General features: G+C 37.9%; 27 protein-coding genes and 1 pseudogene. 16 read left to right on the top strand and 12 right to left on the bottom strand.

The features are described 5' to 3' along the window. Window positions 1-519 precede the first annotated feature (519 nt). The 3 genes from CF394_RS12210 (at window position 520) to CF394_RS15840 (ending at window position 2,000) form a co-directional block, all read left to right on the top strand. A complete protein-coding gene (locus CF394_RS12210; RefSeq protein ID WP_094943962.1) occupies window positions 520-1,329 on the top strand; it encodes a ParA family protein in 810 nt (269 codons plus the stop codon). Further along, window positions 1,322-1,756, top strand: a complete 435-nt coding sequence (locus tag CF394_RS12205; protein ID WP_094943960.1) for a hypothetical protein — start codon at window positions 1,322-1,324, stop codon at window positions 1,754-1,756. Before CF394_RS12210 ends, CF394_RS12205 begins: the two co-directional genes overlap by 8 nt. Window positions 1,757-1,829: 73 nt before the next feature. After that, entirely contained in the window at window positions 1,830-2,000 is a 171-nt protein-coding gene (locus CF394_RS15840) for a hypothetical protein (RefSeq protein WP_165767555.1), read from the top strand. 303 nt (window positions 2,001-2,303) lie between these two features. On the opposite strand, the gene CF394_RS12200 is transcribed toward CF394_RS15840, so the two are convergent. Further along, window positions 2,304-3,155, bottom strand: a complete 852-nt coding sequence (locus CF394_RS12200) for a hypothetical protein (RefSeq protein WP_094943958.1) — start codon at window positions 3,153-3,155, stop codon at window positions 2,304-2,306. Between the two features lie 109 nt (window positions 3,156-3,264). Here CF394_RS12200 and CF394_RS12195 point away from each other — a divergent pair, with 109 nt between their 5' ends. Beyond that, complete coding sequence (locus CF394_RS12195) at window positions 3,265-3,564, top strand: hypothetical protein (RefSeq protein ID WP_094943957.1); 300 nt, start codon at window positions 3,265-3,267, stop codon at window positions 3,562-3,564. Window positions 3,565-3,783: 219 nt separating this feature from the next. Here the strand turns inward: CF394_RS12195 and CF394_RS12190 are convergent, their stop codons facing one another. Together CF394_RS12190 and CF394_RS12185 are read right to left on the bottom strand one after the other, a co-directional pair. Then, window positions 3,784-4,044 (bottom strand): hypothetical protein, encoded by a 261-nt coding sequence (locus tag CF394_RS12190; RefSeq protein ID WP_094943955.1) that lies wholly within the window; start codon window positions 4,042-4,044, stop codon window positions 3,784-3,786. Further along, complete coding sequence (locus CF394_RS12185) at window positions 4,025-4,261, bottom strand: hypothetical protein (protein ID WP_094943954.1); 237 nt, start codon at window positions 4,259-4,261, stop codon at window positions 4,025-4,027. Before CF394_RS12185 ends, CF394_RS12190 begins: the two co-directional genes overlap by 20 nt. Before the next feature lie 218 nt (window positions 4,262-4,479). On the opposite strand from CF394_RS12185, the gene mobQ reads away from it, so the two are divergent. Genes mobQ through CF394_RS12165 form a run of 4 tightly spaced genes read left to right on the top strand, consistent with a single transcriptional unit; the run spans window position 4,480 to window position 10,380 of the window. Then, window positions 4,480-6,540 carry a MobQ family relaxase gene (mobQ, locus tag CF394_RS16100; protein ID WP_243370850.1) on the top strand — a complete coding sequence of 687 codons (2,061 nt, stop codon included), beginning with the start codon at window positions 4,480-4,482 and terminating at the stop codon, window positions 6,538-6,540. Between the two features lie 29 nt (window positions 6,541-6,569). Next, window positions 6,570-8,534 carry a VirD4-like conjugal transfer protein, CD1115 family gene (locus tag CF394_RS12175; RefSeq protein WP_243370847.1) on the top strand — a complete coding sequence of 655 codons (1,965 nt, stop codon included), beginning with the start codon at window positions 6,570-6,572 and terminating at the stop codon, window positions 8,532-8,534. Between the two features lie 18 nt (window positions 8,535-8,552). After that, window positions 8,553-8,777, top strand: coding sequence for a hypothetical protein (locus CF394_RS12170; RefSeq protein ID WP_023559429.1), 225 nt, complete (start codon window positions 8,553-8,555; stop codon window positions 8,775-8,777). Continuing rightward, window positions 8,767-10,380: an ArdC-like ssDNA-binding domain-containing protein gene (locus CF394_RS12165; RefSeq protein ID WP_243370844.1), complete on the top strand. Its 1,614-nt coding sequence runs from the start codon at window positions 8,767-8,769 to the stop codon at window positions 10,378-10,380. Before CF394_RS12170 ends, CF394_RS12165 begins: the two co-directional genes overlap by 11 nt. A 69-nt stretch (window positions 10,381-10,449) precedes the next feature. On the opposite strand, the gene CF394_RS12160 is transcribed toward CF394_RS12165, so the two are convergent. Further along, on the bottom strand, window positions 10,450-10,611 hold the full coding sequence (locus CF394_RS12160; RefSeq protein WP_226320904.1) for an IS3 family transposase: 162 nt from the start codon (window positions 10,609-10,611) through the stop codon (window positions 10,450-10,452). After that, window positions 10,611-10,748, bottom strand: a pseudogene (locus CF394_RS16345) (DNA/RNA non-specific endonuclease); the annotation flags it as partial. The gene CF394_RS12160 and the pseudogene CF394_RS16345, both read right to left, overlap by 1 nt. Before the next feature lie 499 nt (window positions 10,749-11,247). On the opposite strand from CF394_RS16345, the gene bcrA reads away from it, so the two are divergent. The 3 genes from bcrA to bcrC are packed head-to-tail and all read left to right on the top strand — an operon-like array spanning window position 11,248 to window position 12,478. After that, window positions 11,248-11,787, top strand: coding sequence for an efflux transporter transcriptional regulator BcrA (gene bcrA / locus CF394_RS12155; RefSeq protein ID WP_079523985.1), 540 nt, complete (start codon window positions 11,248-11,250; stop codon window positions 11,785-11,787). Window positions 11,788-11,798: 11 nt separating this feature from the next. Next, window positions 11,799-12,116 (top strand): quaternary ammonium compound efflux SMR transporter BcrB, encoded by a 318-nt coding sequence (gene bcrB / locus CF394_RS12150; protein WP_094943952.1) that lies wholly within the window; start codon window positions 11,799-11,801, stop codon window positions 12,114-12,116. A 17-nt stretch (window positions 12,117-12,133) separates the two neighbouring features. Continuing rightward, on the top strand, window positions 12,134-12,478 hold the full coding sequence (gene bcrC, locus CF394_RS12145; RefSeq protein ID WP_003725292.1) for a quaternary ammonium compound efflux SMR transporter BcrC: 345 nt from the start codon (window positions 12,134-12,136) through the stop codon (window positions 12,476-12,478). A gap of 547 nt (window positions 12,479-13,025) precedes the next feature. Here the strand turns inward: bcrC and CF394_RS12140 are convergent. Further along, window positions 13,026-13,208, bottom strand: a complete 183-nt coding sequence (locus CF394_RS12140; RefSeq protein ID WP_094943951.1) for a hypothetical protein — start codon at window positions 13,206-13,208, stop codon at window positions 13,026-13,028. Between the two features lie 543 nt (window positions 13,209-13,751). Here CF394_RS12140 and CF394_RS12135 point away from each other — a divergent pair. The 3 genes from CF394_RS12135 (at window position 13,752) to CF394_RS12125 (ending at window position 16,110) form a co-directional block, all read left to right on the top strand. Beyond that, entirely contained in the window at window positions 13,752-14,210 is a 459-nt protein-coding gene (locus CF394_RS12135; protein ID WP_094943949.1) for a JAB domain-containing protein, read from the top strand. Window positions 14,211-15,125: 915 nt separating this feature from the next. Continuing rightward, the gene (locus tag CF394_RS12130; RefSeq protein ID WP_094943948.1) at window positions 15,126-15,584 is read left to right on the top strand and encodes a JAB domain-containing protein; all 459 of its coding nucleotides are present in this window, start codon (window positions 15,126-15,128) and stop codon (window positions 15,582-15,584) included. A gap of 175 nt (window positions 15,585-15,759) precedes the next feature. Further along, a complete protein-coding gene (locus CF394_RS12125; RefSeq protein WP_094943946.1) occupies window positions 15,760-16,110 on the top strand; it encodes a DUF6075 family protein in 351 nt (116 codons plus the stop codon). A gap of 72 nt (window positions 16,111-16,182) precedes the next feature. On the opposite strand, the gene CF394_RS12120 is transcribed toward CF394_RS12125, so the two are convergent. From CF394_RS12120 to CF394_RS16295, 3 genes are all read right to left on the bottom strand, one after another. Beyond that, window positions 16,183-17,643, bottom strand: a complete 1,461-nt coding sequence (locus CF394_RS12120; protein WP_094943945.1) for an Msr family ABC-F type ribosomal protection protein — start codon at window positions 17,641-17,643, stop codon at window positions 16,183-16,185. A gap of 107 nt (window positions 17,644-17,750) precedes the next feature. After that, window positions 17,751-18,935: an MFS transporter gene (locus tag CF394_RS12115; RefSeq protein ID WP_094943943.1), complete on the bottom strand. Its 1,185-nt coding sequence runs from the start codon at window positions 18,933-18,935 to the stop codon at window positions 17,751-17,753. A 387-nt stretch (window positions 18,936-19,322) separates the two neighbouring features. Continuing rightward, window positions 19,323-19,367, bottom strand: a complete 45-nt coding sequence (locus CF394_RS16295) for an erythromycin resistance leader peptide (RefSeq protein ID WP_106408210.1) — start codon at window positions 19,365-19,367, stop codon at window positions 19,323-19,325. 384 nt (window positions 19,368-19,751) lie between these two features. Between CF394_RS16295 and istA the strand changes: the two genes are divergently transcribed. Then, entirely contained in the window at window positions 19,752-21,254 is a 1,503-nt protein-coding gene (gene istA / locus CF394_RS12110; RefSeq protein WP_094943942.1) for an IS21 family transposase, read from the top strand. Beyond that, the gene (gene istB, locus CF394_RS12105; protein ID WP_094943940.1) at window positions 21,254-21,973 is read left to right on the top strand and encodes an IS21-like element helper ATPase IstB; all 720 of its coding nucleotides are present in this window, start codon (window positions 21,254-21,256) and stop codon (window positions 21,971-21,973) included. Before istA ends, istB begins: the two co-directional genes overlap by 1 nt. A gap of 204 nt (window positions 21,974-22,177) precedes the next feature. Here istB and CF394_RS12100 read toward each other — a convergent pair whose 3' ends face one another. From CF394_RS12100 to CF394_RS12090, 3 genes are all read right to left on the bottom strand, one after another. Beyond that, window positions 22,178-23,161, bottom strand: a complete 984-nt coding sequence (locus CF394_RS12100; RefSeq protein ID WP_070778434.1) for an Abi family protein — start codon at window positions 23,159-23,161, stop codon at window positions 22,178-22,180. Window positions 23,162-23,307: 146 nt separating this feature from the next. Beyond that, window positions 23,308-24,426 (bottom strand): AAA family ATPase, encoded by a 1,119-nt coding sequence (locus tag CF394_RS12095; protein WP_023559433.1) that lies wholly within the window; start codon window positions 24,424-24,426, stop codon window positions 23,308-23,310. Continuing rightward, window positions 24,423-25,205: a DUF6414 family protein gene (locus CF394_RS12090; protein WP_070778432.1), complete on the bottom strand. Its 783-nt coding sequence runs from the start codon at window positions 25,203-25,205 to the stop codon at window positions 24,423-24,425. Before CF394_RS12090 ends, CF394_RS12095 begins: the two co-directional genes overlap by 4 nt. Window positions 25,206-25,288 lie beyond the last annotated feature (83 nt).

The following is a 25,288-nucleotide window of genomic DNA, read 5'->3' as shown; positions in this document are numbered from 1 at the left end:
ATTTCTACTTTTCCACTTTTGTTAGAATGAATGCCTTTCTCGCATAAGTAGAAATTTCTACTTTTCTACTTTTGTTAGAATGATTTAGATTTTAATACTACTCTAAAGGCTTGAATAAAGAATTTATATCAAACATCAATATTGCATAGGTGGAAATTTCCACTTTTGTTAGAATGAATGCCTTTCTCGCATAAGTAGAAATTTCTACTTTTCCACTTTTGTTAGAATGAATGCCTTTCTCGCATAAGTAGAAATTTCTACTTTTCTACTTTTGTTATAATGAATGCCTTTCTCGCATAAGTAGAAATTTCTACTTTTCTACTTTTGTTAGAATGAACGCCTTTCTCGCATAAGTAGAAATTTCTACTTTTCTACCTATGCATAGAAGAACTACTAAATATTACAATTATATTACAATTAAATTTTCATTCACACAAACTTCTACTTATGTTATTATCAGAAATATACAAAGGTAGAAGTTTGTTAGGTAGAAGTTTGTAGAAAAGGGGAGAAGAACTTATGGTGGCAAAAACGATTGTTGTAGGAAACTTTAAAGGTGGCGTAGGTAAGACTAAAGTGTCTGTCATGACTAGTTGGGAGTATTCAAATGTACATAACAAGAGAGTATTGTTAGTAGATATGGATCCTCAAGGAAATGCTAGTACTTTAATAGCTCGCACAGCTGGAATTACTGAGATAGAAAGAACAATATTTGAAGGCTTTCAGGATAGAGACTTATCAAGTGTTGTTTTAAAAGTTAATGATTATCTTGATTTAATCCCGGCAGCCGTCTCGTTTAAAAATTTCTCGAAATTTCTTTATCAAAACTATCCTACAGACCTAGATCAAATCACTTTATTAAAGACTTTACTTGAGCCCTTAAAGGAAAAATATGATTATATTATTATCGATGTTCCTCCAACTATAAGTGATTACTCAGACAATGCAATGATGGCATCAGACTATGTTCTTATAATACTGCAAGCACAAGAACTATCCCTTGAAGGTGCTGAAACTTACGTTTCATACTTGCAGTTTATGCATGATGAATACGATGCTGATATTCAAGTACTAGGGGTACTGCCAGTATTATTACGTGCTGGAGGACGAGTCGATCAATCAACGGTAGAAAGAGCCACTGAACTATTTGGAGAAGACAATGTATTCAAGAGTGTTGTTAAACATCTTGAACGTTTGAAGGCATGGGATGTGACTGGAATAAAAAATGAAGATCACCATGATCGTAAAGCTCATCAAATCTTTTTAGATGTTATAAAAGAGATGGATGAAAAGCTGGTTCGTCTTGAGGAGGAGGAATCTAATGTCTGAGACTGGAAACAAAGGACCTCTAATCAAAAAGAAACCAAAGCCAATGGATCGACCTAAACCAGTCAATATTAATGCAGGCTCAAACAGTGGATTTAAATTTAACTCTGAGCCTTCTAGTCCTGTAATAGAAGTTGAAAAGAATCCTGTAAGTAAACCTAGCAACCAAAAAGAAGATGCTTCTACAAATAAAAAAGATAGCACTGCAAGAAAAAAACGAGCAAGCGTAGTAGGTAAAAACGACAGTGTTAAATCGATAAAAGTTCCTTATGATATTCATGTAAAGATAGGTGTTCTGGGGAAATTTATGGATGAAAATAAAACATATGCTATCCTCTCTGAACTGATTGATTACTACCAAAAGAATGAATTGACTGACAGGCAGCAAAAGCAATTTGAATTTATGACAGATTTCTTAAATCACGATTAATCATTCTCGCAAAAGTAGAAATTTCCACTTAACAAAAGTAGAAATTTCTACTTTTGTTACGTGGGGGTATTGAATGAGATACTTAGTCCGATCTATTAATGAAGATGTCATTTCAGAAGGAGACAAGGAAGTGATTTTCGAAGACCGTGAGGTTGCTGAAAAGAGAGCCCATGAATTAAATCTTTTAACTGAACATACTTGGAAAGTCATTCCGCTTTCTGATGATCTTGATGAGCAAACCTAAGTTAAAAGAGCATTTTCACCTAAAAATGTTATAAAACATCTCGCAGGATTGAAAAACTCATTAAATTTTCCTTGATATTTTGAAAACGATTAACTGTCTCTTAACTTGTAACTAAGAATATTAGTAATAATAATGAATTTATATATAAAGCTAAATTATTAATCATGTAGAAGAAATTGAAATAGTAAATAGCACTATTAGTACCTAACTGATAAGAACGAGAGACTTCATAAAAAAACCCCTATAAGAATAGGAGTTTTTCTAAGTAAAAAGTAAAAGTAAGTTGATACTATTAAATCTTTATCACGGACTCTGATCACCGTTCTCTGTGTACGACTGTCCTACAGTAATACCAGACGCGTTTGTACCATGCCAAAGAACTCTACTTGTTAATGTCATATCAAAAGAAACTAAACCTATGCCATTGTAACCACCGATTGTTACTTTATAATCTCCCTGAGCATTGATATCGTATCCGAGTTTTTCAGCTCTAGCGTCTGTAATTGATGCAGAAGCTTGAATCGCAGTAGGAAAGATTGATCTTGTTCCAGCAGTAGATGCGGTTGTTAATCTAAGACCATCAGATTTAACTGTATAATTTGTCAGTAAACCTGTAATTGAATCAGGATATGCATAAGCAGTTATATTGTAATTAATCTGATATGCATATGGAGTTGATCTATGAGCTCTATAAATATACTGAGTTGAACTAGTGCTAGCTAAAGTAACAAAATCATTCAAACCAGAAACCATATCAGTATTTTCTGTAGTTTCAGTTGTAATAGTTAGAATAGCACCACTCTCTCCTAATTCATAAGGTTGATTCGCAACTAAATCTTCGTTAGAAAAGTCAAAGCTATTTAAATCAGCTTCTAAAAGATTTGCGTATTCTTCTCTTACTTTAGGATCAGTTGAGTTTAATAACTCTACTTCTTCTGTTGTTAACTTGCTTTTAAAACTCTTAGAATTCGAACTTTTCGACTTCGATAATTCTTTAGAATCTTTTGCCTTTTTAGATTTTACTTCTTCCAAAAATTGATCTAAAGTTGTTATCTCGAACTTTCCACTTTTTGGCTCAGCTGCAGATGCCGATGCTGTTCCAGTAAAGGTCAGTAGTAACACTGAAATCGATACTACAGATAAAAATTTCTTCATTCCCCAATCCCCTTTTTGTAATAATTTATATTTTCTTACTTTTACTTCATGATGGAAATACAGTATGGTACAATGATGAAAATACTAAAATATCTAGGAGTGTTATATTATGACAAACGTTTTTTTGGTTATTTTATTAGTAGGCTTTACTTATGGACTAGTAAAACAAATAAAATACACAATTGACTTAAAAGAAAATAGAAACACTATAAAGAATAAACGAAAAATCATTGGGAATATTATGTTTACTTTCTTTTATTCGGTTTTTTTAATTACATATGTATTGAATCTTATTAACCTACAAACGTTGGTTCAATATAATGAGTTAATTCTACAGTTATGTTTTATCTCTGTTTTATTTGCTCTTGTAAGTAAATTTTTGATTACACCAAAAAGAAATATCCAATAATTTCTTTTAAAGGATTTAAATAACTATAACATGGGTGCCATATAATTAATACATTTTTTTCAAAAATATTTCTATTTTTACATTTAATATACAGAAAATAATGAAAATACAATTGAATTTATAATAAAGAAGCGCACACCATTATGTAATGGTGTGCGCTTTTATCAACTAAAAAATACACTTTTAATCTATATTTATTTCTCAAAATATTTAAATACATTATTTAGGGAACTTTCTTTTAATGAAGTCTGAGAACGTCTTAAATATCTTCTCGCGTTGTTCTATCGTGAACTCTTCTAACCCAAAATATTTCTCCGCAAGTGCTCCAGTCTCGATGAGTCTCTTGGTCCTTAATTTTCTCTGTTCCCAACTTGCTCTTCGCTTTGTCTCGTTTTGTAATTGATTCTTCTTTTTCTTCAGTTCTGTAATCTGTTGATTCAATTCTTTTGATTTGATCAGGTTATCTTGTGGTGTCTTCATGACCATTCCACTTTTCTGAAACCGTGTCTTTTCCGTTCACTTGTCTCGCCAACATCTGAATCCATTCGATGGCTTCTTTTTCTGAACTTACATTCCAAGAACGCAATACCTCAGCCCCGATGTTCTGTTGCATCTGTCTCTCCAGGTTCTTCTGTCTCTCTTTCAACTTCTTGATCTGTTCCTCGATGCTCGTGATCTTTTCAATGTTGTTTGCCATGTTTTTCACCTCTTTTTTTATTTATACGTAAAAATTTTAACATATAGATAAAAATATTTCAGTAAAAAGGAAAAAATATGGTATAATGAATCCGAGCTTCCAAGCGAGTGCCCAGTTATACACCACCCAAAATTCGGGTTGGTGTCCTGGGGCAAAGTCCTTCGGAACTTTGTTTGTCGCCTTCGGATGTATGTAAGAAAAAAGAGAGGTGAGAGACCGTGAGTTACTTCCGACTACAAGCCAACATCATCAGCAAGAAAAGCCAGTCCGTTGTGGCCAGTGCGAGCTATCGCAGTGGAGAACAACTTTACTCGGAACGTGATGAAGAGATGAAGGGCTACAAGTCACGAGAAGTTGCTCCGGTCTCTTTTATTTTGAAGCCGGATCATGCACCTGAATGGACACTCGATCGTGAAAGATTATGGAACGAAGTCGAGAAAGTAGAGAAGGCATGGAATGCGCAGCTCGCCCGTGAAGTGCTTGTTGCTCTTCCTGTTGATCTTTCAGAAGATGCTCAACAAGAACTCATCCGGTCGTTTGTTCAAGATGAATTTGTAGAACAGGGGATGGTGGCCGATGTCTCAATCCATAGAGACAAAGAACACAATCCTCACGCTCATATCTTACTCACGGTCCGACCGTTCAATGAAGACGGTTCGTGGGGTCACAAAAAAATGCGTCAGTATGAATACGATACGGACGGTCAGATCCTACGAGACGATAACAATAACAAAGTATTTAAGACCATAGACTCGACCGACTGGAATGAACGAGAGACCTTACTCCGATGGCGCATGGCGTATGCCGATGCAATCAACACAAAGTTTCAAGAACACGGTATCAAAAAAAGTGTGTCAGCCCTCTCATTTGAAGAACAGGGACTTGATAAGATTGCTCAGGTCCGTCTTGAACGAAATGAATATCAATACGTGAAACGAATGGAAGAGAAGGGGATAGAGGCAAAGACGTTCTATCATCAATTGAATCTCGAAATTCGGAAAAAGAATGCAGAAATCGAACAGTTGAACAATAAGATCATCGATCTATCTTCACGACAGAAACAGGTCAACGTCTCGGCACTTCTTCACAAGTACAGAGGAGAAGTCACTGCGCAGCTGGATGAAGACTACTCGAAGAGTCTACGGTTCATGCAGAATCGTATCAAGAACAACTATTCATTCAGTACCGTTCGCAGTCAGCTCCAATCTCTTTACACCTGGGAGGAGCGAAAAATCGAACCAGCCGAAGTGGAGAGAGAGGTCACACACGCTATACTCAATGCCTCGCATCAAGCATTTAAAGAAAATGATTCTGGCGCACTTCTCGCTCAAGGATTTGAACGAAAAGCGTTCACACCTCGATTCACAGATCGACTCGACGCATTCGACATTTTGACGAATGATGTCGAAAAAAATCGCCATACAATGGACCAACTCATCGGACACGCTGAACGTGCCTACCGGATCGAAAGTCTGATCATCCACAAGGCATTCAATGAACTTTATCCAGACGTTGATGAACGATTCGCTTATAACGACCGGATCGTGACTCATAAGAAAGATATTCTTGAGAACCTATTTAATCAAAACTACAATCTGGTCCCATCTTATGAAGAGATGGAGGACCATCTAGAGAGTTCAGAAATTCTAAAGGTAAGTAGTCAATCACGTGAAGTATGTGAACAGATCCGTATACAGTCTCGACTACTGATCAAACTAGGAAACAAAAAAGAGCAACTTGTAACGGATAAGAAAGACCTCGATGCCATCTACGAGACATCGATCAAACTGAATATGACACATCAGCTCATTGAAAAATACGAAGCAAAAGCAAGACATATCGACCTCCAGGTGAATGACCTGTTGCATCTGACATTTGCGGACAGTACGCCGAAATTAGTGCATGAAGTTGAAAAACTTCCTCTCGAGATGAAAACAGATATTCTGAGCCATTACGCAAGAAAAACTGAAAGAAGTCGTCCTTCTTTAAAAGAGTGCATTGTTGAAGCAAAAATACGACAAGAAGAACGAGAAGAAAAGATGCGCACCTACCAGGCAAAGGTAGACGGAACGTTCACACGAAAACTCGACGCTGACAAAGGAATTCTTACGCATCTACCGACAGGTCGAGCAAGTGCTGAACTCCTAGAGAGCCTCATCGTACAGGCAGAACAAGATCGAACACGAAAACAGAACGACACGCCATCCACGGCGATACGGAACAAGAAGATCAAAGACAAACAGCTCCGGCGGGAGCTCGGACTCGAAATCGAACTGTAAAGTCAAACAGACGAAAGGCGTGAACTTCTATGAAAAAGACTTTCCAAAAAGGTGCTGGCCTCAAGATATTCGTAGCATTCTTGTTGTCGCTTATAGTCGGCTACGCAATCACCGGTCTTCTCAGGTTCTTGAATGGTGGGGGAACGTTGAACACGCTCCTCCTCGACTTTAAAGGGACCTTCACATTCTTGATAGAGACGGACCAGCGCTCTCAACTGTTAGTGGCCATCCTATCTATCGTGTTCTTCGGTTGGTTCCTCTCGAAGATGCGCTTGAGAACGAACTCGTATGAAGACGCCCATGATTTTGGGGTCCACGGATCGTCACGGTTCACGAAACCGGCTGACGTAGTGAACGGCAAGTATTTCTCTGAAAAGAACCGATACCAGACAAAGCAACCGGAGAAGACCTTGCAGCAACTCGAGAACGGTCTGATCGTCGGGAAGGTCCCGGATAAAAAGCAACTGATGATCATCCCACGCACGACAGAGATTGATAACCGAAACGTCTACATCGTCGGTTCCAGTGGGAGTGGTAAAGGACAGTCTTACGTCATCCCAAACCTCATCAACAACCGAGAAGAGACATTGATCGTGACGGACCCGAAAGGGGAACTGTTCGAGCAGACCGCAGCCATCAAGCGCATGCAAGGCTACAAGGTCTACCAGATCGACTTCATCAACTTCAATCAGGACAACTACAACTTGCTCGATTATGTGTTTGATGATCAGGATGCGCAAAGCGTCTCCGTCACCATCGCCAAAAACTCGACGAAAGACGGGAAAGAAGACTTCTTCATGGAACGTGCACAGAAGATGCTTGCCGGACTCATCGTCTATTGCAAGACCGAGATCCCGAACGCCAGCATGCAGGACGTCTTAAATGCTTTCAATGAACATGTCGCGCCTGACGAGGAATCGTTCCGGAACTGGGTCGATGAAGAATTAGGTCTACATCATCCGGCTTATCAACTGTTAAAAGGGCTCACAACTCTTGGAGGCAACACCCGAACGAGTGTCACTTCATCCTTTGCTTCACAGGTCAGTATCTTCACGTTGAAGAAGATCAGTCAGATGACTCGTACAAGTGACTTCAACTTCCGAGAGTTCCAAGAACAGAAAAGTATCTTGTATGTAAAACTGCCGATGGATGAGAACCCATTCACAGCACTCACATCTGTATTCTTCGACCAGCTGATTGCACAGTTCTATAAGATGGCTGACGAGAACCGAGGAAAGCTCAAGATCCCGACCATTTTCTTGTTAGATGAATTTCCGAACATCGGAAAGATCGACAAGTACGGCCGAGTTCTCGCTACCTGTCGAGGCCTCGGTCTCTCGATGAATACCATCGTTCAAGACAATGGCCAGATTGAATCGTTATACGGGAAAGAGATGGCACGTTCCATCCTCTCGAACCATGACACGTTGTTGTTCTTACGGAGCAAGGATATGGAGACCATTAAGTACTTCTCGCAACTTGCCGGGGAGACGACAGCGAAGGTACAGACCGGTTCCTCTAGTCAAAGTGGGGGCTTCATGAGTGGGAAGTCCAGTTCCAGTCAAAGTACATCCGAGCAATATGTGAAACGCTCGTTGATCTCAGAAGGAGACCTTGCCAGCATCGCCAAGAACGACTGTTACCTGTTCGTCAGTGGACTCTATCCATTGAAACTACAGAAGGCATGGCAATCCGAAGTATTCGGCGATTTTGTGGAGCGTCATACAGCAAATGAACCGGTAACAAGTGCAGTGAAGAAAGAGGCTGCATTCACGAAACCGTCCGTTCCGCAGGTCACGCATACCGATACGAACGTAAACGGTGGACGTTCGGTTCATATCATCGAGGAAGAGATTGATCAATCTGACCTGTTCGGCCTGACTGACGAGGGGCTTGAAGAAGAATGGGAAGAACAGCAACAGAAAAAAGATGCCCTCTCGGTTGAAGAACGCCTGAAGGAACACGAAGCAACCGATCTACGGACACTCTTATAAGCGAAAGGGGAGAAGGATATGCTTGTCACGATCAGTGAGATACTCGCAAGCGATAAAAGGATATTGAGCTTTTATGACCCGGTGCCGTTCGAGGCACTTACATATGAAGGTCTTCTCGATCTAGAAGAAGATGTGAGGGATTATGCAATCACCTGTTATAGCCCAGTCAAGGTACCTGGACGCAGTGAACCTCTCTACGAGGCCTGGTATATTCGAAAGGACGTGATGAACTATGTCGACTAAAGTAGACCTTACAGAGATCAATGAACGTCTGGAGAAGAACTTGGAAGAGATGTTCACGAACGGTCGATTTCAAGAGATGCTGGATGTGATGGCAAGTGGCCACCACTATTCGTTCAACAATGTCCTCATGATCGCTTCACAACGTCCAGACGCTACGATGGTCCGTGGATTCAAGCAATGGCAAGCTCTTGGTCGCCATGTTATGAAAGGCGAGAAGGGAATCGATATCTTGGTACCGACCTTCAAGAAGATCGAGGTACAAAAGATCAACGAACAGACCGGTGAGGTCTTGCGTGACAAGAACGGAGACCCTCAATCTGAAGTACGCCAGAGTATCACAGGATTCACAATCGGAAAGGTATTCGATGTGGCCCAGACGGACGGAAAAGAGATTCCGAACGTACGTGACTTCATTCAAAAAGATCTACAGTCGCCTGAGTCGCTGCAGGAACTCTACGACCAGTTCATCGAACAGACGAACACCAATCTTCATGAACTCACGATCCGTGAAGAAGAACATGCAGACAAATCCTATGGAGGCTATTACAGCCGAAAGAATGAGGAAATCGTCATCAACTCAGCTATCGCCAAGACGACCGAGCAAAAGTTTCGAGTCCTCATCCACGAATACGCACACAGTCAATTGCATCACAAAGAGAGTGAGATAAAAGACCTTCCGAGAGGACACAAAGAGGCGCAGGCCGAATGCGCTGCGTATATCGTCTCTCAGTATTATGGACTGGATACCGATCTTTCCTCTACCGGTTACATCGCTACATGGGCGCAAGACTTGAACCTTGCGAAACAGGCGATCAAAGAGGTACAGGACGTCTCGAAAGAGACAATCGAGTACATTAACGGCATGCAAAGTGAGAAGATCAAAGAGTTCTATCAATCCATCGATCCAGAACAGGTCAAAGAATCGATTGAATCCAAGCTAGGTGTATCTTTTGAAGACAAACCGACATTACAACTGTTTGACAGCAAGAACGGATTAGTCATCTACGCAAAGGTCGAACAGAGTGAACGTGACCAGCATCATTTCTTACGTACCAACACAAACCGGATTCTACCGATTGATGAGCTGACTGAACGCTATCATGTACTGAATGTATTAGAAAACAAGGGACAGCTCGTGGAAGAATACAAAAAGGTTGAGGATATTGTAGAAGTGACGAAGCTTGAAGAAGGAAAATACGCTGTGACAGTCGAAGGTGGAGGAAGCTCTCAACGGTCCTTTTTCAAGAAATCCGAGGCGGAACGATTCATCGATAAATCAGGTATTGCACAGTCTCTTAATACAGATAAATTCTTGAGTCAGACAAAGCATAAGGATGCACCGAGACTTGAACAACTAAACTCGAACCACCTGAATGCTCGACTTGCGAAGGTACTAAAGCAACCCAATCTACAAGCTGAATCAAAACATGGTATCACGATAGGATGGGAACTTGTGAAGAATCCTCAGATCCAATCAAAAACAGATTTTGAAAAACATCTAGATGGTTTGAATCCACATCTAAGTTCAACGAAAGAGTTAAAGAGTACCTTCCTTCAATTAGATCGAGGCACGAGGGAAAAAGAACACGAAAGAGAAAGATAATACTTAACCCCCTCAGACAACTGAACTGCGCGCTGTCAAGTAGATAGTAAAAAAGAAAAAAGGGTAGAACTAAGCTGCGACCTGGTATCGATACTCTATCGGTGCCAGGTTGTTTAATTTCTGTTGATAGCGTTCCTCATTATAGAATCGCATATAGCAATCGACCTCCTCGACCAGTTCCTCATAATCTTTATACTTCTTCAATTCATAGCTCTCGCATTTGAAATACAATCTGGATATGTGATGATTGCCTCAAAGTCAGTGACACCACCTGCACTTCGAATCAAACTCTCCATATAGATTTGGTCGCCATGGCGGTTGAGCGTGCTGTCTTGAGGAGTAACATTGTAAGCATTAGACACACCACCAGTATAGGATATTCTTTTAAGAGATAAAACCTTTTATCTGTTGATACACCTCGATTTGAGCGATGAATAAAACTAAATGATGAACAAAACTTAAAATTCCTACACTTCTATCGTAGGGTTAGTGTAAGAAAGATGCGTATTTACAACCTTAATGAATCCAAGAAATACTATTTAAGCAAGATTTCTAGGATTTTTGTTTGCGTCCAAACTTTTATTTGGGAACGTTATTTTGAATGATTTTGCATACTTCATAAATCTTTAATGAACTAAGGTAACTTGAATTTTGAGGCGCTTCTTCAACAATGGCGCTTCTTATATGTAATAAGGACGCTGGTTCATATGTCAGAATAGCGCCCTTTAACAGAATCATTTTCTAAGAAACAATACAAACTTTGATTCTGGAACATCCCTATCAAAATAAATTCAAGGTAAGTTTATTTTGACAAAAAACCGTCCGGACGGTATAATAATCTCATGGAATAATAAAAGGAGGGTAATCATGTCAGCAAAAGGACAGGACAAAAGAGCGCATCTACTAAATGCTGCAATAGAATTCTTAGGTTCAAACGATTTTGATACTTTGACATTAGAAGCAGTCGCAAAGCAAGCCAATGTTAGCAAAGGTGGTTTATTGTATCATTTCCCCTCAAAAGAAGCATTATATGCTGGAATAACTGAATTTATTTTTCAAGACTTTGTATACCGATTTAATGAATTAGCTGAGAATGATCCTATAGAAAAAGGAAAATGGACTCGCGCCTTAATACATGCCTACACTGATGATTTAAACAATTCTCAAGTTCTAAATATAGCATTTCATTCTTTTTCGAAATTGAATCATACTGTTACAGAAAACATCCTTGTCCACTTCGAGTATATTCAATCAAAAATTGATGAGGATGGTATTGACTCTGTACTAGCAACAACAATTCGGCTTACTCTCGATGGTCTTTATTATTCCGAGTTCTTTAAGTTGGGACAAATCAATTTTGACTTACGAGAAAAAATCATCGAAAAATTAATTGAATCTACAACCTAGGAGGATATCACATGAATCCATATGTATTATTAATTAGCGCAATCTTATTTGAAGTATTCGGAAGTTCTATGATGAAGGCATCAAATGGCTTTAAGAAATTAGTCCCTACAGTTGGTTTAGTAATAGGTATGGGGAGTGCTTTTTATTTTCTCTCCAAAGCATTAGAACACATTCCGTTAGGAACTGCTTATGCAATATGGTCTGGTGCAGGTACTGCTCTTACTGCGATTGTTGGTATTCTTGTTTGGAAAGAAAAGTTTAATCTAAAAATATTACTTGGCTTACTAATCATTATAGCTGGTGTTGTGGTACTTAAATTGTCTCATTAAAGGAAGGTTGATGGATTATGAAAGGGTATGTTGCATTAGGAATTGCGATTATTGGTGAAATATTCGGAACATCTATGTTGAAATTATCTGAAGGATTTACGAATATATACCCCACAATTGGAGTAGCAATTGGCTTCTTCATAGCGTTCTATACATTATCATTGTCTTTAAAAACTTTGCCTTTAAGTTTAGCTTACGCAATCTGGTCAGGTGTAGGAACAGCTCTGACAGCTTTAATAGGTGTTTTGGTGTGGAATGAACCATTTAATATTCTTACATTTATTGGTTTAGTTATGATTGTCGGTGGAGTAATTATACTTAATCAAAGATCTGCTGACACGAAAACAAGCACTTCTCATTAATTAAATGGTATGAGTTCCTTATTGGTATGAGAACATCTTACTTCTTAGAGGGGCAGCATCCCGATTATACGGATTTACAATGATAAAGCAGGAAACCTTGTACAATAAGGTTTAATCTATTGAGATATAATCGAAATTACGTCAAATAAAGCGATTTAGTGTTTTATTGTATGACTTGTCTCAAAATTCTTATCGTTGTATATGCTTTATTTTTATCAACACAAACAGCTTAACGTTGTAAATACGCATTTACGGGAAGCTACCCCTTTTTGAATAAAAAATAACCTTCCATAATAATTGATGTGAAAGATTTTTTAGATAAAATATATTAAGGTTTACAAGTTTTGTTCAAAAAGTGTCCTATATCCGCTAAGAGAATCTCCAACCACATGCCACTCGTCAAGCTCATCATGTTCGACACCAGGAACCTTTGCTTCATCTGAATAATATCTACCTGACTCCATTAATCGCTCACTATCATCTTGTAAAATGATTTCGGCAGCTATCTCTATTTCTTCTACAACTTCTGGTTCAGATTCTTCTTTCCCTACTTCGCTAGTTTCTTCAGCTTTTCTTCATTTGCTGAGGTATCTTCGTTATTTTCTTCGACCTGGTTTACTACCTCTTCTTCAGCAACTGCTGTACTCTCTTCTAACACGCTTTCTTCGACTTCTGTACATCCAATCATTAAAACTATTGCAAACAAAAAGACCGCAATTCTTTGAATCATTTCTTTTCCACCTTTTCAATATTTTCTATTTTTCATGCTATCTTCTGTGCAAGACTTTTATTTATACATGGATTGATTAGTCGAATAGTCATATGTAAATAAGTTTAATCTATATGTTCATGATATCCCAGATATATCTATTTGTAGATGTATTTCTCAAGATTATGTAGATTCAAGTTAATTTATTTCTTTTGGGTGACTGCACTAGAGCATGCAAATCGGAGGGTAGCCAACAGCTGGCTACCTTTTCTTGTCGTTATTTTTTGCTTTTGGCCACCGGAGCGTACACATCCACAACCTGTCTAAGGACCAAATACGGACAGATTCCACGGCTTCGCCCTATCCCTATTTCGTCTCAAGACAGGAGAGTCCAGTTCAAGGGGCGAAAAACTTTTTATACCGGCTGCGCTAAAAACTTTTGCGCTGAGACCCTTGACCGGTCCTCTATGTAATGTATCCGTCCTCCTTACCAAAAGGCAAAAAATAATCCCTTTTGGGACTACTTCCGCCCGGCGGACCAAAAATTGAAAGGGAGCGATACACATGCAACTCGAAAAAATCATTGAAATTACACGAATCAAACAGGAAATCAAAGAGGTCGAGGAAGCGTACAAAGACATCTTACCGGAGAGAATTAAAGGAGCAACAGATGCACTCGATTTTGCACAGGCACTAATAGGAGATGAAGACCGTGAGGTGTTCCTTGTCATGTGTCTCAACATCAAGAACGAGATTATAGTCGTCCACCGCTGCCACGTAGGAGCATTAGGAGCCAGCATCATCCATCCACGAGAGGTCTTCAAGTCAGCTATCATGAGTAATGCCCATAGCATCATCGTTGCCCATAACCATCCATCCGGTAGTTGTCAGTATTCGCAAGAAGACGTGAATGTGAGTGAACGATTGATTAAGGTCGGTAAAATTTTGAACATCGAGGTACTCGACTCATTGATAGTGAGCCATCAAGACGCCATCTCCTTGAAAGAACGCATGGTCATCTGAAAAAGCCCTCCTCTGAGGGCTCCTCAGAGGATTTTAGATGTACACTTCATCACAATACAAAAAATAACGGCCTCAGAATGCGAATCTCTGCATAGAAGATTCACATTCTGAGGCAAATTCGATTGAAGTTCACCAGTTAAAGGTAGACGAAGCATCTAAAACAAGGATTTCTATACTTAGATACTCCGTCTTGATCTTCTAAGAGCATGGACTGGATTTTCCGGGTTCATGCTAGCCTTCCGTCTAATGCCCCTCTAAATCCAACTACTAAAAGCTTAAAAACCCTATTTTAAAATCAAATCGATTTTGTGAAAAACTTTCTTCACTTAAAGGTACAGGATGACTTGCTTACCCATAAAATCTTGATTAATAGATTCAATTAAGCATTTCAACATGATGATCATTTCTTGATATCTCAGTAGAGCACTTTGGGCGACTGCACTAGAGCGACTAGAAGTTCATAAAGTCGCTCTACGTGTCGCTTCGTCCTAAAAAATCCGATAATCACAGGCTTCCCCCTTTCAGATAGCCTGTAGATTCCTGTCTTTTTCTTCACGGACGAACGAGTCGAACACCGAAGAGCATACCAATCAGAGGGTAGCCAACAGCTGGCTACCTTTTCTTGTCGTTATTTTTTGCTTTTGGCCACCGGAGCGTACACATCCAAAGCCTGTCTAAGGACCAAATACGGCCAGATTCCTCGGCTTCGCCCTATCCCTATTTCGTCCCAAGACAGGAGAGTTCAGTTCAAGGGACGAAAAACTTTTTATACCGGCTGCGCTAAAAACTTTTGCGCTGAGACCCTTGACCGGTCCTCTATATGATGTATCCGTCCTCCTTACCAAAAGGCAAAAAATAATCCCTTTTGGGACTACTTCCGCCCGGCGGACCAAAAATTGAAAGGGAGCGATACACATGCATTTTGAAAAAATCATTGAAATTACACGGATCAAACAGGAGATCAAAGAAATCGAAGAGTCGTATAAGAGTTACCTACCGGAGAAGATAACGGAACCCATAGATGCCATCAAATTTGTTCAGGCACTCATAGGAGATGAAGACCGTGAGGTGTTCCTGGTCATTTGTTTAAATGAAAAGAACCAAATCATTACCGTGCATCGCTGTCATACAGGGTCATTAGGTGCCAGCATTGTACATCCTCGTGAGGTCTTCAAGACAGCTATTATGAACAATGCTCACAGCATTATTGTTGCCCATAATCATCCTTCAGGTCACTGTCAATGTTCAACAGAAGACGTTACTGTGAGTGAAAAATTGGTTGAGATAGGCAAAATCTTAAATATCGAGGTATTGGATTCTTTGATTGTCAGCCATAATAACGGAGTCTCATTGAAAAAACAGATGTACATCTGATAAACCCTCTCCGGAGGGTTTTCAGTTCATTCAAATCTAATTCCATTTACCGAATCACTTAGAGCTCGTTCCTATAAAACCTACCATTTGGAAGACTGGAAATGATATTCTAAATAGAAGAGTAAATACAGCGAAGAGCATCAACTGAAAAGAGATATGAAAGGGGCCCTATACATTGTCATTGTTTACAGAAAGCCATCACGTACTGTATAACGAAGCACTACAAAAACTTAGCTCTTATCAACAGAGGAGCAATGAATATCAGACGTTGATCTATGTCCTTACCGGAAATGATGAACTTGTCAAAAAAGCTCTTCCTTACTTAACAGATGATGGGTTCAGTTCGGACAGATGCTTTAAAGAACAGGATTTCTCAAGGGGAACGGCAAGTCTATTGAAGCTTGCAGTCCACCTCTATAATGCGAATGAAGACTGTACACCACTTGAACTAGTAGAAAATCTTGATTCAGACTCTTTTCAACTTGCAATGAATGCTGTCTACTTAAGAAAATACGGTTTAAAATAAAGCACTAAAACCTAAGAAGAGTGATTTTCGTCACTCTTCTTAGGTTTTTTAAAATGTAAAAATAGATAAACACTATAGAACCGTTAATTTTTTTTTGTCAATTTTATATCGTAAATCCACTACATTTTGCACAAATACCTCATCATGTGAAACAAGCAATATCGTCCCATCATAACTCTTTATAAAGGTTTCTAGCGCCTTAATAGCATGTAAATCTAGAAAATTAGTTGGCTCGTCTAATAAAAGTATATTAAATGCTCCGAGAAAAAGAAGACACAACTGTAAACGTATAGCCTCTCCACCACTTAACGATGTCAGTTTCTTTTGAATATCTGTGCCTGTAAAATCCATAGTATGAAGAACAGACCTCAAAAATCCTTCATCAAAATCTGAATGTTTTTTTACATATTCAATTAGAGTGTCATCACCTGTAAATCGATAACTAGTTTGTTGAAAATAACCTATCTTTGCTTTTGGAGAAATTGTTAATGCCTCGTCTCTTCGTGCAATCAACTTTAGTAAAGTGCTTTTCCCACTTCCATTCGGACCTAAAATCGCAATCTTTTTTCCTCTTGGAAATTGGAAGCTTGCTTCATCTAATAAAATTTTTTCTTCAACTTTTATAGTTAATTGATTTGCCATGACAGGAAAAGAATTGTGTAATTCCAATGTTTCTTGTTTGGGAAAGATTATACTTTTTTCAATTCTTAAAGGATCAACTTCTTCAAGTTGCTCAATCCTTTGCTCAATTGCTTTCGCAGCTCGGTGTACTGATTTCTGTCCGGTTCCTTTTGATTTAGATTCAAACATTCTGTTTGCTTTAGATTTACTTTCCTTTTTTGACATTCGACCTGACTGTGTAATCTTTTCCGCTTTTTTCATTTTATCTTGGGCAGCTCTTTCAAGACGACTCTTTTCTTTCTGAAATTGTTCTCTAGCCTGAAGTTGCTGGTTCCACTCACTCTCTTTTTGTTTCTCATAATCACTATAATTTCCCGTATAGACGCTTACCTGTGCGTCCTGAACTTCCCAGATTGATGTAACCAGCTCGTCAAGGAGCTTCCTATCATGACTTATAATAATTAACGCTCCATAATAGTATCGAAGCTCATCAATTACAAAGGAAGTACCTTCCGAATCAAGGTGCGTTGTTGGTTCATCTAGCAAAAGAGCTTCATGATATTGCGAAAATAGTTGAACCAATTTTAACCTCGACTCCTCTCCACCACTTAAGTAATTCATGTTCTGTGGGATGTTCAATTTCCCTAATAAAGAATAATCATATTCACTATCTAACTTTTCTGGTGTTTCCATTTGCTTAAAGTGACCGAACTCGACAGCCTTTAATACTTGCCCTTTTTCAGGCTCAATCTGACCCGTTAGTAATTTCATTAGTGTAGTCTTTCCTGCACCATTTTTCCCAACAATCCCAATACGATCAAATTGATGAATAGCTAAATTTTCAATTCTCAAGACCTCTTTATCTAAAAAGGAGAGTTCAATATTTTTTAGTTCAAAACAAATTTTTTCCATTGTGCTACCTCCGAAATTTTTAATTTCGTACCGATAGCCAAGATCGATACGAGCTTTACTTCAAGCCCGTATTAATAAAACAATAAAAATTGCATCACTCTTACCTCCTAGTTTATTTTATAAGTGATTGTGGCATTGATAATAATCAAACTTCCTGTAATAGCAAATAATATAGCTATACTTGTTGCTTCTGCAAGAACCCCGGCTATCCCAAACCCTATTGGTGTTGCAAGAAGTGACACACTTGTTATAAAGCTAAATGCCCTTCCAAGTAATCTAGGTTCTAATTGATTTTGAACAAGCGCATAGAATGGCGCTGAAAATATTGGTCCTGACAACCCCATAAAAAAACTCAAGCCAATAAAAACTACAAAAGCAGTGGGATTCAACAACCCAGAAATCAGTAGTGATCCTCCTAATAGAGCCATACCTGACGCCATAGATTTACCTTTACTAAATCTATCACCTACTAGGCCTACAAGCGCTCCACCAAAAATCAAACCAATTGCAAATGTAATTTCTACTATTCCAGCTTCGACTACACCTCTATCAAAATGATTTCGTACCATTAACGGAAAGTACGTACCTAAAGGAATATAAAGCATAGCTACTATAGTCATGACAATGACCATTTTGAATAGAAGTTTATTCTGCAGAACTGCCTGATATCCTTCTCTCATTTCAGTCATAAAGGTTGTCTTCTCAGAAATTATTTCTGTTGCCAATTTTGGGATATGAATGAATAAAAGAATTGAAGACGCAATAATAGCCCCCACAATGTCCAACAGCAGTACCCATTCTATTGAAGCGATAGCTAATAATGAAACGCCTATTGCAGGTCCAGCAATATTCGTGCTCGAACTTACCATTTGCCCCCATCCTGCCACTTTGGTGTAATGTTGCTCAGGAACCAATAGAGGAATAGATGCTTGCAAAGACGGGCCATGGAAAGCAGTTGCTACAGACCGTAAAATTAGCACTGTAATAATCAATATAATGCTAGGCTCTTGAAAGTACATCGTAATAAATAGGATGAAACTTCCGAGAGCCACCGTCATGTCAGCTAAAATAAGCATCATTTTCCGGGAATACCGATCAATAATAGTACCGGCTACGGGTCCGATAAGTGCTTGAGGCAGAAATCCAGCTATTCCAGCAAGCGCAAGGATTAAAGGCGAGCCTGTGGTCTCAGTTAACCACCAGATGATACTAAATTGAACAGCAGCGCTACTTAATAGAGAAAAGAATTGTCCAGTATATAAAGCGAAAAGTGTTTTTTTCCATTTTTCCATTTCAATCGATACCTCCTGTTTATATATCGTATCGATTTTTTCATCGATACGAGCTTATTGAAAAAATTAAGCTCGCATCAATAGAAAAGCAAAATCATCATGAGCAATTCCTCCATTCTTTTAGAAAAATAAAAAAACTCACAGACGGATTGTCTATGAGTAAAAGTAAAGGGAATATTATCAATCAATTTATACCGAATAATTAAACATGGTTTTGCATATATAGTCCATCAATTTTTTAATTAAAGAAAACTACAGAATTATAGAAGAAAGAGTCGTACACTCTTCTCTCATAATTATAATTTTATTAACACGAAGATTATTAAAAAAGGACAGACTTATCCCGTTTACTCTGATTTCACAAACAGAGCCTTTGAAAATATTAAATTACTGATTCAAAGTTGGGAAACGAAGTCTAATCGAGTGTGTCATTTTTTAATAATCCTCCTTGCCAATTATAAGATACAATCATTATTATAGGTTACTGAATAAACTTAGTCAAAAGACATTACTTTCTCCGTCTTTATGAAACTTATTTGTATAAAATCAATAACATAAAAGAAATTTGAATTTGTTCTGGATGGACAGACTATTTCCACGCATTATTTGGCAAAAGAGAACAATAGTATAACTGATATAAGTAAGTTCGTAAAAGTAGACTTTTCTGTTTATGGCAGTATAAAAATGTAGTGTTTGGCAGTTAATTTATGCAGCCTCGTAAGAGGCTGCGAAAACAAGAAAAGCCACTTGTCAGCATCTCTCCATACAATTAAACTCTCTGATATTGGGCTAACAATATTCAGGGAGGTACAGGGAGTGCTAACAGTGACTGACATCCAGTATATCAGACAAGAAGTAAATCAAAAAGGTAGAAATTATGCAGAAGTAGCAAGAAGTACAAACCATGATGAGAGAACCGTCAAGAAATATGCAGATATGGAAGACTGGAACGAAGAACGTCCAAAGACCACTAGAAAGCCGCGTGTTATGGGGGAAGCTAGACCCATAATTGATAAGTGGCTGGAGGAAGATGCGAGAAAGAAAAAGAAGTTCCGTCGGACTGCAAAGAGAATGTTCGATATGTTGGTGAAAGATCATGGGTACGAAGGGTCTTATCGTTCCATCCGTGATTATGTACGTAAAAAGAAACAGCAGATGGGGCAATCTGCAGAAGCTGCGTTACCTCTTGAAAGCATAGCAGGAACAGCTCAAGTTGATTTTGGAGAAGCACCGTTTGTCTATAGAGGAAGGTCTGTCGACCTTTCTTACTTAGTCCTTTCCCTACCGTTCAGCAATACATTCTATTTTCAAGTATTTCGGTCTCAGAACCGAGAGTGTTTCTTAGAAGGCTTGAAGAGAATCTTTCACCATCTAGGGGGTGTCCCTAAGACGATTCGGTTCGATAACTTGAGTCCAGCGGTCAAGAAGATCCTTCCTTATGGCGAGCGAGTATTGACTGACGAGTTCGAACGATTCGTTTTACACTATGGGTTTTCCACTGAGTTCTGTAATCCAGGCAGTGGCAATGAAAAAGGTCACGTTGAAGCTATGGTCAAATACATACGTAACAACTTTTTATTGCCAGAGATACATGTGGCAGATCTTGAGCGTTTGAACGAGACCTTCTGGACTACAGCTGAAGAAGATAGGAACCGTAAGCACTATCAGAAAGATGAGCTTTTGTCCGAACTCTTCAAGGTAGATAGAAAAGCACTCCTTCAGTTACCTGAGAAATCCTTCGAATGCGTGCGTTATGAAGAGTGTCGACCAGATAAATACGGACTCGTCAAAATAGATGGACGTCAATATTCCACATCTCCTCGATTTGCCAAAAGTAGTGTTTTGGCAAAGATATCTTATGACACAATCGAGATCCTGACTGCAGAGCATGAATCAATCATTGTTCATCCACGCCTTTATGGTGAGGAAAAGAAGTCGATGAAATGGCAACCTTATCTTGAGCTGATGGCCAAACGGCCTATGGCAATCAAATATACGGATTTCTTTGAACAGCTGCCCATCAATTGGAAAGAATATATAGATAGCTGCACAGTACCTGAAAAGCAGGAAGCATTGAGACTTCTTTCAGTCTTGTTGAAACAACATGATTTCTCGGTGGCAACAGAATCTTTGAAGATTGCATCAACGCACGGGCACCCTTCTGCAGAATCAATCAAACAGGTATTCTACCAACTCATAAATGGGCGGAGCGACCGCGTAAGCCTTGATATCAGAAGAGACTCAATCCCTCCTATGCCTCCGGCATCAAGGGGGTCAACACATTATGACAAATTGTTTGAAAAAGGCGGTGTGTCGTGATGGAACTACTCATACAAGAATACGCAAAGCGATTGAAACTCAGCTGGATACGTCAGAACTTTGATGAGATCGAAGCTACCTCGAACCAGGAATATTTACTCAAATTGATGGAGGCAGAAGTGCGTCAACGTGAAGAACGACGCACGAACCTCCTCTTTACCCAATCGCTCCTACCGCCATTGCCGAGCGTCGAATTCAAATGGGATGATATTGAATACACGCAAGGACTGAATCGAGAATACTTTTTAAACAGAGAATTCATGGAGAAAAAAGAAAACCTGATTTTCTACGGGGGCGTGGGAACAGGCAAGACGTTTCTATCCACAAAGATCGGCTTGAATGCGATCCAGGAGACCGGACTAAACGTTCGTTTTTACACTATCGCAGGATTGGTAAACAAGTTGATGGATCTACATGAGAGAGGTACGTTGGGGAAGTTCTATAAACAGCTAGAAAAGGTTGATTTATTGATTTTAGATGAGCTAGGATACATCCCGCTCCACAAGAGCGGCGCAGAATTACTATTCCAAGTGATCAGCATGTGTTATGAAAGAAAGAGCCTGATCATCACGACGAACCTACGGTTCAGCGAGTGGAACCATGTGTTTGGAGACCCTATTTTGACCGAGGCCGTAATCGATCGTTTGATCCATCATTCACATCTCATCGTCTTTAAAGGGCCTAGCAATCGAATGAAGGAATCATTGATGAACAACTGAAAATAGTGGAGAGATGCATCTGGCAAGCAACATTTTTAACTGCCATTTCATACATTTCTTACTTGCCAAATACATTTTCCGAACAACAGCTCAAACTCTACTAAAAATCGAAAAAAGAACGTTCGCAAATGTGTAAAAACACTTTACGAACGTTCGTGGAATTTAAAGACTATTACGAACCTTATTTATAACTGAGGAGTAGATTTATATATGCTTAAGCTTTTCAAAATCCATGGGTAAATTCATTTCTTCAACTAACTTTTCGAAAAATTTTAAAGGGACTTTATTTTTAAACTTCTTCATAGTTTCGTCAAATTCTGTTATAAAAGATACCCAATTACTGTCTATAGTTCTATCTCCTCCGATGAAAGAGTAGATACTAATAATTAAAGCAGTTATGTCACTCTTACCTAAGTCTTGTTTTTTATTAACGTTTAAGAATTCTAGGAGATGATTATAAGGTAATTCTTCATATTTATGTACATGATTATAAACTCTCGATCCATGTGCACATGTATTTCTAAATTCTCTTATAATGGCTAAAGCTTGAGTATAAAAATTAGCAGAAAAATTTTTACTTATAATAAAATTACTTTGAAAAATTTTCACTGTATCACTTTTGTCTTTTGGTTTTAACAATTGGAATACCTTTTCTTTTTCACCAAACATTAAGTATTTAAATAGAATCCATGGCGGCAAGTATCCATGTGTACTTTTATAATAAACAATTGGAGCCATGTCTTTATTTGAACAAACTATCATGCGTTCAATTAAACCATCAACTTCAAATTTAGTACTACTTTTTCTTTTACCAGGCTTATAAATGTCTTTGTTAATATAATTTGTTTCCTTATGACCGTGATTCGACGAAATGACATAAGCTAACGAACTACTCAAGTATGTTTCAACTATATCTATATATTTCAATACTAAATTTCTTAGATCAGCATCAAAACTATACAATTCATATATCATTTCGAAGTTGATGTCTTGATAATAAACTTCTTCAATTCCATTTGTTGAATCTGCTTCTATTTCGAGAAAAATATCATTATATCCATTTATAATGTCATAATAGCTTATCTTCTGTAAAATACGTTTTGCATTTTTTTCATCTAGTATATTTAAATTCCTGCTTTTTAATATTTGAATTTGTTCTTCAACTGTTTTGAAAACTTTTTCTGTCATAATCTTTCCCCTTAGTATAGTGAAAGCCCGCTGCCTGAAATAGGCAGCGGGCTTTATTGGCTCTCAATAGCCTTTAAGTTACTATAAGTATATAATTTCACAAAAAATAAGTCAAATACAATGTTTAAGTTATAAGTGTTTTCTTATTACAAATTTTCTTTTAACATATCTAGAATAACTGTTCTAGCCATTTTTCCTTTGATTCCTTTTTCAATATTTCTAGCGTTGGTAAAAAAATCGGCTTGATCAACCAATTCTTCCAATTTAACATTTTCTTTGATTACTTCTATATCGTTTGCATCCCAAGACTCTAAAATTTCATTATACTTGTTTTCAATCAAAGTTTTTTTTGCTTCAGTAGATAAATCATTGAAAGCAATAAAATGATCGAATCTAGAGAATAAGGGGGCCCCTAGTGTTCCAAATATTTCTTCCATAGATCCGAAATTAGCTGTACAAATGATAATTGAATTTTTTAATCCGACTTCGTAATTTTTATCTATGTATATGCCTTCATCAAACATTTGAAAAAAGGCTGAATACAGGTATGGGGAGCATCTATTGAATTCATCGAAGAGAATCACGTTCCCCTCTCTTTTCATTAAATCTTTAGCAAGAGAAGGTGCTTCTAAAGTGCCTCCAAACAAATATGAAGCAAAGTCAGATGTTTGAAACATCGACATTTGTTGTCTCAAAATTCCCCCTTGGTCTAAAGAGTCATTTATAATCTTTGCGGCCTCTGTTTTTCCTACTCCAGCAGGACCATAGAACATCATCACTATGGGTTTTTCATCTAGTCTATTAACTAAAGGATATAAGGTTGAAAGAATTTCCACTAGGGCTTCGTCTTGACCTACTATTTCATCTTTATATTTTTCAGCTATTTTTATCAAACTTTGTTTGCTGATATTCTTGTGTTTATATTCATTTTCTTCTAGGTTTCCTTTAAAAACACGTTTCATTGATTGGATAAAAGCACTTGGAGGATTCTGCATTAAACAGCTATCAATGTAACCGTCTATAAATAAGTAATTTATGACACTTGGAAGGTTTTCTATAAAATGTTCTCTGATAGAATAAAACGCTTCACCATAACATAGAAGTATATAAGGGATTTCGGGTTTGTTTTCTAACCATTTATTAAAGGATTCTATCGAATCCATCATCTTAACTAAGTCACGTAAATTTAAAATATTTGAATCTTCATCAATTAGTTTTTCAAAATCTTTTGTTGGACCATAGTATATAGTGTTTAATGAGCTCATACTGTAATACCTGCCAATACAATGTCAATAATGTCTAACTCATTTTCAGGTTTGTTTTGTTTGTTATTTTTTTCATGAGGATTATACCCGAAATTTTGGCTTTGTTTCTTCTTTGACTGTTGATTTCCAAAAGAAAGCTCTTTTTCAAAACTTAAATTTTCTTCTAAACACGTTCCGACTTTTACCCCGTACAGTGTTAAATTCATTTTTTCTAAATCATTTAACTTATAATTGTTTCTGAATCCTTCTAAATTAAATCGCACTACTTTTTTATCGCCTTTTTGATTAATTGCTAGCAGTTCATAATAACCTTTTGCATTTAATAAAACATCGTCTACAGAATGAAGATCAATATTATCTAATATTGGATCTGAGGTATTTTTAAATTCTTCTGAGCTTTTAAAGAATTTAATAAAGGGAGCGATAGATTTTATAAATGCTGCTGAATCTGGAGGGATAGATAATTTAGAGTCCTTTAATTCTTCTAAACCATATTCACTGCTTTCCTCTTTTTTTAGAAGGTCGATGAAATTAGTAAGAATTGTATTAGTTAAGTTGGTTTTCAATATATTTGATTTTCCTCCATCATACTGTCCGCTAGAATTTGCTGATATACCAAAATTAAAAAAATCCAATATACCAGTACCAATTTTCCCGTCTAAAGAAAACTTGCTTGCCTTTTCAACCATAGTCTCCATTATTTGTTCTGTTCTTCCGTTACTTTTAATATCTAAAATATCAAGTGCTGAAGATTCATCAAAATATATTATTTTTTTCAAAGTACATCCTCCTCGTATATTAGTAGTAAGAGCTCTTTCCGATAGAATTTCCAGTTAGTCCGGACAGCTGGAAGTACTGTCGG

It is taken from the genome of Tetzosporium hominis, assembly GCF_002265435.1.
Lineage (GTDB): Bacteria > Bacillota > Bacilli > Bacillales_A > Planococcaceae > Chryseomicrobium > Chryseomicrobium hominis.
The sequence above is the reverse complement of the archived record's forward strand: the minus strand, read 5'-3'. Positions and strand labels throughout refer to the sequence as shown.